This window comes from Thermodesulfovibrionales bacterium (assembly GCA_035622735.1).
Taxonomy (GTDB): domain Bacteria; phylum Nitrospirota; class Thermodesulfovibrionia; order Thermodesulfovibrionales; family UBA9159; genus DASPUT01.
This window is the reverse complement of record DASPUT010000208.1, coordinates 1-11,280: the sequence shown is the minus strand read 5'-3', so window position 1 is coordinate 11,280 and position 11,280 is coordinate 1. Positions and strand designations below refer to the sequence as shown.

Below are 11,280 nucleotides of genomic sequence, written 5' to 3'. Positions count from 1 at the left end.
CCTGGCTATAGGGTAGATAGGGGCTATGCCGACTCCGCCTCCCACGCAGACAATCGTTCCGAAGTTCTTGATATCCGTTGGATGTCCCAGGGGGCCGACAAAGGTGGCCAATTCTTCTCCCGGTTCCATCCTCCCGAGCTGCTTTGTCGACTTCCCGACTTCCTGAAAGATTATCGTGATCGTACCGGAATCCCGGCTGTAATCGGCGATCGTCAGAGGGATCCTCTCTCCTTCCTCATCGATGCGCACGATGATGAACTGGCCGGCCTTTGCCTTTCGGGCGACATGGGGCGCCTGCACATCCATCAGTTTCGTGACGTCACTCAGGACCTCTTTTTTCAGAATCTTATACACGTCCTACCACCTCCTAAAAGTTTGGTTCCATCCAATACGGTTATTAACGGCGAATTGCGGTATTGATTTGCGGTATGGATCGAATCCCCTGGCTCCCCTGATCTCTCCGCAAGGGAGCACGAATTTTTTCACAATACATTTCCACGATTTTCCCCTTATATTACCATAAATTTCAAAAGGGCGTCTCGAATCTATTATAATAATAAATGCGGTGTAAAAGTGAAGCGACGAGAAGGGTCTCCTTTGCGGATGCGGACGGAGTGAGCCACTCGTGTTGACAGAAAAAATATATGTTGATAAGATTAAGCTTATGAGGCTCATCGTTAGCGCATTTGTGATGATGCTCCTGAGCACTGCGGCTTCTGAGGCGGATATATACAAGTCGATCGACGAAAACGGCGTTGTATGCTATACGGACGCGCCCATGAACAGGGGTACCGAAAGGGTAATGAAGAACCGGACGGCGGAGCCCGTTCAAAAAGAGCCCGTGAGAACGGAGTCGACGAAGAGAGAATTTCAGAGTATCGTGCATGAAAAGGCCGCAAAGTACGAGATGGACCCTTCCCTCATCCACGCTGTCATTAAGGCCGAATCGAATGGAAATCCCTTTGCTGTTTCGAGGAAGGGCGCGAAGGGCCTCATGCAGCTGATGCCGACGACTGCGAACGACCTCCAGGTGAGAGACCCTTTTGACCCCGAAGAGAATATAGACGGCGGGACGCGGTATCTGAAATACCTCATCGAGAAGTTTAACGGTGACCTTACCCTCGCGCTCGCGGCATATAACGCCGGACCAAAGACTGTAGAGAAATCAGGAGCTGTTCCCCAGATATCCGAGACGAGAGAGTATGTGAGAAGGGTCCTTTCCCTCTATAACGGCAAGCTGTCATATCCGGTCTCCTCCTCTTCATCTGCAAACGGAAGGCCTGAGGCGATTTACAAGGTGGTGACTGAAGAAGGTATCATTCTGTTCACCAATTCTCCCCTGAGCAAGCGATCTCCAAGGTTTTGATGCCCGGCAGGACAGCCCTCCCCGAAGAAATTCTGAGGTTGCGGGATGAACGGCGTGCCATAATCCTCTCCCATAATTATCAGAGAGACGAGGTGCAGGAGATCGCGGATTTCGTCGGAGACTCCCTTGAGCTATCGAGAAAAGCTGCCACTATAGATTGTGACGTTATTGTCTTCTGCGGTGTCAACTTTATGGCCGAAAGCGCTTCAATCCTCTCTCCGGATAAGACGGTGCTCCTCCCTGAAAGTGATGCCAATTGTCCGATGGCCGAGATGATTCAGGTCAGTTCACCGAGGCGGGTGTCGAAGACTTTCCCCGGGTACGATGTTCAGCCGACCTTCATATTCCCCCATGAGTTCACACTGAGGGACATGAAGGCCAAGTATCCGGGAGTGCCCGTAGTTGCCTATGTCAATACTACCGCCGATGTCAAGGCAGAGAGCGATATATGCTGCACATCCGCGAATGTCGTGAAAGTGGTGGAGTCCCTTCCCGGTGACAGGGTTATCTGCATCCCTGACAGGAATCTCTCCCAGTGGGCACAGAGGAATACGGGGAAGCAGGTAATCGCATGGGACGGTTTCTGTCACGTCCATGACAGGGTAACGAGAGAGGACGTTTTGAAGGCGCGGAGAGAATACCCCAACGCCCTCTTCATGGCGCATCCCGAGTGCAGGCCGGAGGTCCTTGAGGTGGCAGATCATGTGACATCCACATCGGGGATGCTCAGGTTTGCTCGGGCGTCAGAGGCAAGGGAATTTATTGTCGGTACGGAGGTCGGGCTTATGCACCGCCTCAGGAAGGAGAATCCCGACAAGATTTTCCATCCCCTGAGGAGGGATATGGTATGCCCTAACATGAAGAAGACGACATTAGAGAGCGTGTATCGCGCGCTTAAGGAGATGCGGGCCGTCATAAAAGTGCCCGAAGAGATAAGGGTACCTGCTAAGAGGACGCTCGAGAGGATGCTCGAAATAAAGTAGGACGCCGCAGCATAATCTTCTTCCGCATCACCCTACAGTGCTTTCGTTTCGGCGTTCTGTTACGGATACTCGCTCATCGTAAGGATTCATGAACCCTCTTAAAGAGAAAATCATCGAGAAAATAAGGTCTGAAGGCCCGATCAGTTTTGAGGCCTTCATGGAGATGACCCTCTATTATCCGGGACTCGGTTATTACATGAAGGATTCAACAGAGATCGGCAGAATGGGAGATTTCTATACGAGCCCTCATCTCCATCGGATTTTCGGGGCGATGCTCGGAAGGCAGATGGAAGAGATGTGGGGTTTCATGGGATGCCCTGAACTCTTTCAGGTTATCGAGATGGGGGCCGGGATGGGGCATCTTGCGAAGGATATGCTCGATTACCTGAGCGGAGTGGAGGGCGAGGGAAAAGAGAAGGATATTTTCGGGCATCTTGAATATACGATTATAGAACGGAACCCGTCGGTCAGGGCGCGTCAGAAGGAATTGCTCGGGGACCTTCCGGGCAAGGTTGCGTGGTATTCCGATGTAGGGCAATTACCGCCCGCTGTCGGATGTTATCTTTCAAATGAACTTCTCGATGCCTTTCCGATACGGTTGATCGAAATGGACGATGAGTTGAAGGAGATCTATGTCGCTACCACTTCACTCTCGGCATTAGAGGAGGAGGAATCTTCCGACGCGGATGCCCTCATGGAGTTGAAGAGGCCCTGCAGCAGCGAAACCAGAGACTACCTCAGGGAATTCTCAATCGATCTCTCCCGGGGCTACAAGACCGAGGTGAATCTCAGAATCAGAGACTGGCTCAGGGAGATCAATGATAAACTCTCTGAGGGCTTTATTATGACGATTGATTACGGCTATCCTTCCTGGGATTATTACAGCGAGGAAAGAAGCAGGGGAACACTCCTCTGTTATCATAAACACCAGATAGATGAAGATCCCTTCCAGAATATCGGCGAACAGGATATGACGGCACACGTAAATTTCTCGTCTCTGAAAAAGTGGGGAGAAGATGGCGGCTTAAAGACCGTAGGGTTCTGTCCCCAGGGGGTTTATCTCGTTTCCCTCGGACTCGACGAGGTGATAACGGAGTTTTACGGTGATTCACTTGATCCCTTCGACATCGCGAAGATTAAGGGTCTCATTCTCCCTCAGGGCATGGGCGAGTCTCATAAGGTGATGATACAGTATAAAGGGAAGGGCGAGCCTAAGCTGAAAGGCTTTACGTTAAGGAATCAGGTCGGCAAGTTGTGACAAACGACATGACTTCCAGTCTGTAAAGTTCAGTGAAATCTGCGGCTCCTTTTCGAAACACACATCTTTTCAGGCAGGCAGACCAGCTGCGGATTCGTTGGGTTGACTGTCCAGTATGCCTGCAGAAAAAAGCAAAGACTTCTTCGCCTGTTCAGTGCTTGCCGGTGTGAGATCACGATAACCGCCTGTGTCGGCAGAAGAGTTTGTTACACCGACCACTCCCCGCGCTATTTTTTACACCGTTACGGTTGCCGATAACACCACTCATGTTTAAATCTTGCAGGTAACACAGGTCACGAGGCCTATTGTAGTAACTGCCATACTGTGTAACATGCCATCCGTGGTGAAGTATTTATTATTGATTAATTATTGCTATTGCAGATTGACACGTTAGTAGATTTATGGGATTCTAAAACAAAAGTTAATTTCAAATCCATCATATGTTGAATTCATTTTTCTGGGGCTTATTGGCAACGTCCTCCTTGATCGTAGGGGGGGGTATCGCCACACGCTTTGCATTAAGCAAACGAACCCTCGGGATCATCATGGCTTTTGGCGCCGGGACATTGATTTCAGCCATCTCCTATGAGTTAATTTTTGAAGCTGTAAAATTGGCAAAGGGAACCGGTTTTCCTGCCTTCGGTTTTTTTGCTGGGGCTTTCACCTTTTATTTCGCCGACAAGCTGATTGAAAAATTGGGAGCCGGCAATCATATGGCTATTGAGGCATCTCAAAGTTCCAAATTGATAATCCCGATGGTACTGGCCATTATCCTTGACGGGATACCCGAATCTATTGTCATAGGATTAGGGATATTCGAAGGAGGTACTGTAAGCCTCGCCATGTTGGTAGCGGTCTTTATCTCCAATCTTCCGGAAGCCATTGCCGGAACTACGGGAATGAAAGCAAGTGGCTGGAGCGGGGGGAAAATAATCTTTCTCTGGCTATTCATTGTTTTGGTTTGCTCTGGTTCAACCGTTGCAGGTTATAGCCTTTTCAGCAATGTATCCGAGCACTGGATGGCATTTATTCAGGCTTTTGCTGGGGGAGCTATCCTGATGATGTTAGCCAATTCAATGATGCCCGAAGCTTATGAACATGGAGGGAAGATAGCTGGTGTTTTCACGGTTCTTGGGTTCTTTATTTCAGTAGTAATGGTTATTTTGGAAAATTCCTAATTACCACGAGACATCAAAAATAGTGGGAGCGTGATCGAAAAAGAATTGAGCCTATTGCTGAAATTCCCTTGGATTCGTGAACAGCTTCATGCAATACAGAGCCAAGTGAGACAAGTTCCTTCCCGACTGATCTATCTCGTGTCCGAAGTGCTACACGAACACCTCATCGCATAAGGTTCGACTGAAGGATTACTTCCATTCGAACACTTCACCTCCGAAAGGAATTGCACAGGTTCGACTTCAGGAACGAAGAAAAGAGAAAAGTTTCTTTTGCTGACGACTGTCAAAATATACGTTTCTTTGCTACTTCATGACATTGGGAAAATCAAAGATGGCATTGTCTTCGATATCTCCCTTGTGAATCTTAATCTTAAGTTCCCAATGTCCTATCATTATGATCGGGATGACGGCGCGATAAAATCCCTTTCCTTTTTCAGTAACCATCGGGGGCCACATAGTACCGTGACCGTGCTCAGGCATCCACGGTGTAATCTCAATCTTTGCATCTTCCACACCGTTGCCTCTATTATCTGTAACGTACACATCGACTTCATTCCTGCCTTCTTTGAGAAGCTGTCCTTTAGCGCTGAGTTGAACATGAAATAATCCTCTCTGAGTGGTCTTCGCTGCCTTGCTGCTACAACCGATCGTGAAGATAAGGCATTCGATGGTAAGAAGAATCAAGAGGGCTTTCGCAACCTTCCGGTCGGCCATATTCAGACGATATACTCCTTTAATCTATCCATGCTCTTGAGAACCCGTTCCGGCGTGTGCGCCTCAATAGTGTAAACATAGTCTCGATCGCCGAGGAACGTAAAGAGCATTTCGAAATCGAAGGTGCCGTCGCCGATCGGGAGATGGGAATCAAAGGTTCCATCATTGTCGTGGAGATGGAGTGAAAAGATATATTGTCCTAGCGAGTCGAGCCAGTCTTTCAGTGAGACTCTCGAAAATAAATTGCAGTGGCCCGTGTCGAAGCAGAGCCCGAAGCTCTCTGCATGGAGTTCTTTCATGAGAGCCTCGAGATTCGATGGCTCATCCTCGAAGATATTTTCGATGGCAAGCTTCACACCGAGTTGCGCTGCCCTCTCGATGAGTGGCCTCCACGTCATGAGGCTCCCTTCGAGCCAGATGTCCACCCTATGGGCATATTTCCACTTCTCATAGCCCGAGTGGAAGACGATGACCCGGGGGAAGAGGATTTCCGCAATATCCATGATATGCATGAAACGAGCAAGAGTGAGAGACCGGACACCGGAATCTACAGCGCCGGGAGAGAGGTCCATGAAGGGCGCATGGATCGAAAGGGAGGGATGATAGTCGAGACTATCTCTGAGCAGTTGGATATCACCGGTTCTTAAACTGTCGAGGGACGAAGAAGGGAAGTATATTTCGAGGTTCAGTCTCTTTTCTTTTAGCAGAGAAAGATAATCCCCTATCTTGCTGTAGGGAATGTGCACGTGGACGGTCTTCACCGTGCGTCAGGCGGCTTCTGATTTGCTCTCGTTTTTTTTCTCTGATGATGAAGGCGTCTCTGTCTTCTTCTCTGTTTCCTTCGGTTTCTTCCCGTTGTCTGAGGCATAGTCGGTCTTATACCAGCCCTTTCCCTTGAGAACAAAGGACGTATTCGATATGAGCTTTTTCATATCTCCGCCGCAATCCGGACAGATCGTGAGCGGAGCGTCGTCATATTTCTGCATGATCTCATGTCCTCTCTTGCAGCTCAGACAGGTGTATTCGTATATCGGCATAATAAGAACCTCGGTAATAATTTTTCTTTATCATAACCGATTTTGACGCCGGGGGTCAAATGAACACGGCTTCGGGATTCATTCTTCCTATCGAATGTGCGTAAGTTTTGCAACCACTGCCTTCTGAGCTTCATCGGAATCCCAATAGGCGTAAATCCGCGCGGTATCCCCCGGTAAATCGGCGAGCGTGTAAGGGTTTCCGAAGCTCACAAAGAGCGTCGCCCTCTCCTTAAGGGCTTCAATTCCATTTTGCAGCCATGCCTTTGCCCCGGTTTTCCAAGCCTTGACCGAAGAGAATATTGCGACCACGGTTTCATAGTCTGCCGGGATCTTCTGCGAAGGGATTTCTTTTCCGGGAAGGACCATGGCTGATCGCGCATCCGGATACCGCTCTCCCATGGCATCCACAAAGTGGGGCTTTCTTTCGTCGCCGTCCTCATTGAGGATGATGAGAAACGGTTTTTTTATCCTACGCGGCATTTTCCCCTCCATACTGACAGCCATCTCTGTCAGTTCCGCCGAGAGTCTCCTGTGTTCGCGGAAGTCGCAGGGAGAATCGGAGAGGGCAGGGGGACTCAGGTTCAGGGGTTGCAGGGAGAGTTTTTTTTGGATGAGGAGGGATGCGACTTCGTCGGGGTCTGTGGGATGGAGGATGAGGTCGACTCCGGCCTTGAGCGCCATGAGTGACGCTTCTTCCTCGGTGTAATTACCGACCGCTCCCATATTCATGGCGTCGGTAATTATCGCGCCCCGAAATCGCATCGTCTTTCTCAGATAGGAGACTACCTGTCCGGAAAGAGAGGCAGGCATTCCTGAAGGGTCGAGGGCAGGAACGCTGAGATGGCCGAGCATAATCATCTCTATACCGACATCTATCGCCTCCTGAAACGGTACAAACTCGTGTCTCCTGAGATCGGACAGTTCCTTTTTGACAACGGGGAGGCCGACATGCGAATCTATCAGCGTATCTCCGTGGCCGGGAAAGTGTTTTCCGCATGCCATGATACTGTTCTGTCGAAATACCCGCAGCATCTCACAGCCGATGAATGATACGGTCTCAGGGTCTTCACCGAAGGCCCTTGTCGCGATAATAGGATTTTTCGGATTGGTATTGATATCGAGCACGGGGGCGAGTATCGTATTAATCCCCGCGTATCGGGCCTCGAGAGAGATCGCGGTGTAGAGTCTTTCGAGGAGCAGGCGCGAACGATGCGTATCGGATTTTTTTATGGCGGACGCGATCGCCATCGCCGGGGGAAAAAGGGTACCCCCCTTGACCTGTTGACCGAGCCCCTGTTCCAGGTCCGAGGCGATGACGAGGGGTCTCTGCGATTCGGTCTGGAGTTCCCTGACCTTCGCCCTTACCGTTTCGAGTTCTCCGCCGAAGAGAATGAAACCGGAGATTCCTTTTTTCGCAAGTCCGAGATAGTAGCCGCGCCTCTCTTCGATTTCGGTTCCGTTCAGCCTCGGAATTAAGCGGGAGTAGGGATTCATACGGGGCTACGCCCCCCGCACGATTCCGCCGGTGTTTTCCGTTATGTACGTTACGAGCCGTGAATGAAGTTCCTCTATCTCGGAATCAGTGAGGGTCCTGTCCTTTGCCCGGTACCGTATCGAGAAGGCGAGACTCTTTTTCCCGTCGGGAATATTCTTGCCCTTATAGAAGTCGAATAGGGATATCTCCTCCATGAGGTCCGTAGGATATGCCCTTATGAGCTCCTCAAGGGCTGATGCCGGGAGCGATTCATCCACAATGAGGGCCACATCCCTGTCGACGTGCGGATATTTGGGGAAAGGGGTGTAACTTACTTTTTCTGATATGGAGGGAAAGAGTGCGTCAACATCGATCTCGAGGACGATTATTTCGTGCCTCGATATCTTCACCGAAAGTTTCTCGACAAGGGTAGGATGGAGCACGCCGAAAAATCCGACCTTCCTGTCCGAGGCCAGAATGTCACAGGACTTACCGGGATGGAGGAAGGGCTCGCACGAAGGCCTGAATCTGCAATCATGCATCCGGAGGAGATCCGCCAGGGATTCGACAACACCCTTCACCATATAGAACGACGGAGTCTCTTCCTTCCAGAGGGAAGGCGACTTCTCTCTGAACGATATAGCTCCCAGATGATGCATCTCTTCAGGGAGCGTTTCCCCCTTATCAAAGAAGACCCGCGATAACTCGTAAAGACGTACATCCCTGTTACCCATCGAGACATTGTATACAAGGTTCTGAATGAGTGAAGGTATGAGGGAAGTCCTCAGATGTCCCTCTTCGATATTGATGGGGTTACGCAGCGGAAGGGTCCTGCGGCGCGCGTCATCTTCATCGAGGTTGAGCATGTCGAGCATCTGATGATTCATGAAACTGTAGTTTATGACTTCGGTAAACCCGGCACCCGTAAAAGATTCTCTGATAGCAGAGATATGCTCATAGCGCCTTCCCTTCGCTTCCTGCGGTATCCCGGTTTTCGGCACTGTTACCGGGATCCTCTCATATCCATAGAATCGCGCGATTTCTTCGATGACATCGATCTCTCGCTGTAGGTCCGTCCTGTAAGGAGGAGGTGTGGCAGTGAAAGACGACGGCCCTTCCGCTACCGCAATGCCGAGTCTTTTCACGATGTCGATCATCTCTTTAATGGGTATCGCGATTCCCAAAATCTTTCTCACCCGCCCGTATCTGACTTCTATGGAGGAAGGCTGAAACGGCTTCGGATAGGCGTCTACTTTCCGGGAGACCCTTCCGCCGGTGAGGCGAGCCATGAGAAATGCTGCCCTGTCGAGAGCCTTTTCGAGAAGCTCTATGTCGGTGCCCCTCTCGAACCGGTAAGAAGACTCGGTCTTCAGTCCGAGGGCCCGGGATGTCCTTCTCACGGATGAAGGGAAGAAATAAGCGCTTTCGAGGAAGACATTCTTCGTTTCCGCCTTTACTTCCGTTTCGGCGCCGCCCATGACGCCCGCCACGGCCACAGGCCGCTCGGCATCCCATATGAGGAGGGCGTCTTCGGGGAGGCTGCGCTCTGTCCCGTCGAGGGTCGCGATCTTGGACCCGGCTCCGGCCTTCGCGACCCTTATCCTTCCTCCTCTCAGTTCATCCATGTCAAAGGCGTGGAGGGGATGTCCCATCTCGAGGAGAACGTAATTTGTTATATCGACGACGTTATTGATCGGTCTCATGCGGCATTTTTCGAGGCGCATCTTCATCCACTCGGGGGAATCGCCTATCCTCACTTCCTCGAGTGCACGCCCGGCATACCGATGGCAGAGGTCTTCATCGAGGATCTCAACATCCACGGGAGAGGCTCCGCCGTCTCCCTCGATCACGTAATCGGGAAGTTGCACCGACCCATTCATGAGGGCCGCGACCTCCCTCGCGATACCGAGAATGCTGAGGCAGTCGGGTCTGTTCGGCGTGACGTTGACCTCGAGGACCGTGTCGCCGCGCATCTCTTCCGAGCCTTCTACCTCGAGCCCTATCATCGTCAGCCTGTGACAGAGTTCATCAATGCCGAACGGGAAGTTGACGAGCTCTTTCAGCCATTCGACGGGAACGCGCATGTCACCTCAACGTAACGGGCTGAGGGAAAAATTGAAAATAGCCCGCCTTCACTATTCTTGAAAGTGTTTTTCTCATAGGAATTGTCGTCAAAACTGTCTCAGGAAGCGTATGTCGTTCTCGTAGAACATCCTGATATCATCAATGCCGTACTTGAGCATCGTGAGCCTTTCAACGCCCATGCCGAAGGCGAAGCCGGTATAGATTTCGGGGTCATACCCCGCCATCTCGAAGACATGGGGATGTACCATGCCCGACCCGAGCACTTCAAGCCATCCGGTGCCTTTGCAGACCCTGCATCCCGCCCCTGAACAGAGGATGCAGCCGATATCGACCTCGGCACTCGGTTCGGTGAAAGGAAAGAAGCTCGGTCGGAAACGGACCGGCGTATCCTTTGTGAACATCCTCCGGACGAATATCTCGAGGACCCCCTTGAGGTCGCTGAACGCTATATCCGTGTCTACCATGAGACCCTCCACCTGATGGAACATCGGGGTGTGGGAGACATCGGCATCGCATCGGTAGACCTTGCCCGGTGCGATGAACTTCAGCGGGGGTTTTGATTTTTCCATGGTTCTCACCTGCACCGGTGACGTATGGGTCCTGAGGATGACATCGTCGCTTATATAAAACGTGTCCTGCATGTCCCTGGCAGGATGGTCTTTCGGAATATTGAGGGCCTCGAAGTTATAGTAATCGAGTTCGACTTCGGGACCGACCTCTGTCTCGAATCCCATGCTTACGAATATCTCGATAATCTCCTGAAGAACCCTGCTTATGGGATGCATCTTCCCCGGAGAGATATACTTGCCCGGAAGGGTTACATCAATTGCTTCAGCGCTCATTTGCCGTGCGAGTGAGAGATCCTTCAGACGGGTCTCCCGCATTCCTATCTCGCGCTCTATGAATTCCCTGAGCTCGTTGACCGTTTTCCCGTAGGCTGGTCTCTCATCGGAAGGGATCTCGGAAAGGAGTTTGAGTTTCGCGGTCACGAGCCCCTTCTTACCGGTATATTTGACCTTCAGCTGCTGGAGCTCCGGGGCTGAGGTCGCGGAGTCCAGTTCCTTGAGGAATGCATCCTTGATATCACTCATGTCTGACATCGGTTTCTGGGGTGTGAAATGGCGGCTGAGCGGAAAGAAGTTTCTTTCCCTCCCGCTCAGCGTCACTTATGATGCAAGGTTCTTC

The 11,280-nt window shown here is 51.0% G+C and carries 11 protein-coding genes; 4 read left to right on the top strand and 7 right to left on the bottom strand.

From position 1 onward, the window contains the following. A partial coding sequence (locus VEI96_11195; protein HXX58557.1) for an FAD-binding oxidoreductase occupies positions 1-354 on the bottom strand: 354 nt, incomplete at its 3' end. Between the two features lie 310 nt (positions 355-664). Here VEI96_11195 and VEI96_11190 point away from each other — a divergent pair. From VEI96_11190 to VEI96_11175, 4 genes are all read left to right on the top strand, one after another. Further along, complete coding sequence (locus VEI96_11190; GenBank protein HXX58556.1) at positions 665-1,366, top strand: transglycosylase SLT domain-containing protein; 702 nt, start codon at positions 665-667, stop codon at positions 1,364-1,366. After that, positions 1,366-2,349: a quinolinate synthase gene (gene nadA / locus VEI96_11185; GenBank protein HXX58555.1), complete on the top strand. Its 984-nt coding sequence runs from the start codon at positions 1,366-1,368 to the stop codon at positions 2,347-2,349. The genes VEI96_11190 and nadA overlap by 1 nt, the downstream gene beginning before the upstream one ends. An 88-nt stretch (positions 2,350-2,437) precedes the next feature. Continuing rightward, on the top strand, positions 2,438-3,607 hold the full coding sequence (locus tag VEI96_11180; GenBank protein HXX58554.1) for an SAM-dependent methyltransferase: 1,170 nt from the start codon (positions 2,438-2,440) through the stop codon (positions 3,605-3,607). A 440-nt stretch (positions 3,608-4,047) separates the two neighbouring features. Further along, complete coding sequence (locus VEI96_11175) at positions 4,048-4,785, top strand: hypothetical protein (GenBank protein HXX58553.1); 738 nt, start codon at positions 4,048-4,050, stop codon at positions 4,783-4,785. A 303-nt stretch (positions 4,786-5,088) separates the two neighbouring features. On the opposite strand, the gene VEI96_11170 is transcribed toward VEI96_11175, so the two are convergent. The 6 genes from VEI96_11170 to pheS all read right to left on the bottom strand — a co-directional run bounded on the left by VEI96_11170 (position 5,089) and on the right by pheS (position 11,186). After that, entirely contained in the window at positions 5,089-5,499 is a 411-nt protein-coding gene (locus VEI96_11170; protein ID HXX58552.1) for a FixH family protein, read from the bottom strand. 2 nt (positions 5,500-5,501) lie between these two features. Further along, the gene (locus tag VEI96_11165) at positions 5,502-6,260 is read right to left on the bottom strand and encodes a sugar phosphate isomerase/epimerase family protein (GenBank protein HXX58551.1); all 759 of its coding nucleotides are present in this window, start codon (positions 6,258-6,260) and stop codon (positions 5,502-5,504) included. 6 nt (positions 6,261-6,266) lie between these two features. Continuing rightward, positions 6,267-6,536, bottom strand: a complete 270-nt coding sequence (locus VEI96_11160; GenBank protein HXX58550.1) for an FmdB family zinc ribbon protein — start codon at positions 6,534-6,536, stop codon at positions 6,267-6,269. A gap of 87 nt (positions 6,537-6,623) precedes the next feature. Next, positions 6,624-8,030 carry a glycoside hydrolase family 3 N-terminal domain-containing protein gene (locus VEI96_11155; GenBank protein ID HXX58549.1) on the bottom strand — a complete coding sequence of 469 codons (1,407 nt, stop codon included), beginning with the start codon at positions 8,028-8,030 and terminating at the stop codon, positions 6,624-6,626. A gap of 6 nt (positions 8,031-8,036) precedes the next feature. Then, positions 8,037-10,094 (bottom strand): phenylalanine--tRNA ligase subunit beta, encoded by a 2,058-nt coding sequence (gene pheT, locus VEI96_11150; protein ID HXX58548.1) that lies wholly within the window; start codon positions 10,092-10,094, stop codon positions 8,037-8,039. A gap of 87 nt (positions 10,095-10,181) precedes the next feature. Further along, a complete protein-coding gene (pheS, locus tag VEI96_11145) occupies positions 10,182-11,186 on the bottom strand; it encodes a phenylalanine--tRNA ligase subunit alpha (GenBank protein HXX58547.1) in 1,005 nt (334 codons plus the stop codon). Positions 11,187-11,280 lie beyond the last annotated feature (94 nt).

What these genes read in the sequence shown, in the direction of transcription:
- VEI96_11190 (HXX58556.1), top strand. Translation starts at nt 665, where the DNA reads ATGAGGCTCATCGTTAGCGCATTTGTGATGATGCTCCTGAGCACTGCG.
- nadA (HXX58555.1), top strand. Translation starts at nt 1,366, where the DNA reads ATGCCCGGCAGGACAGCCCTCCCCGAAGAAATTCTGAGGTTGCGGGAT.
- VEI96_11180 (HXX58554.1), top strand. Translation starts at nt 2,438, where the DNA reads ATGAACCCTCTTAAAGAGAAAATCATCGAGAAAATAAGGTCTGAAGGC.
- VEI96_11175 (HXX58553.1), top strand. Translation starts at nt 4,048, where the DNA reads ATGTTGAATTCATTTTTCTGGGGCTTATTGGCAACGTCCTCCTTGATC.
- VEI96_11170 (HXX58552.1), bottom strand. Translation starts at nt 5,499, where the DNA reads ATGGCCGACCGGAAGGTTGCGAAAGCCCTCTTGATTCTTCTTACCATC.
- VEI96_11160 (HXX58550.1), bottom strand. Translation starts at nt 6,536, where the DNA reads ATGCCGATATACGAATACACCTGTCTGAGCTGCAAGAGAGGACATGAG.
- VEI96_11155 (HXX58549.1), bottom strand. Translation starts at nt 8,030, where the DNA reads ATGAATCCCTACTCCCGCTTAATTCCGAGGCTGAACGGAACCGAAATC.
- pheT (HXX58548.1), bottom strand. Translation starts at nt 10,094, where the DNA reads ATGCGCGTTCCCGTCGAATGGCTGAAAGAGCTCGTCAACTTCCCGTTC.
- pheS (HXX58547.1), bottom strand. Translation starts at nt 11,186, where the DNA reads ATGAGTGATATCAAGGATGCATTCCTCAAGGAACTGGACTCCGCGACC.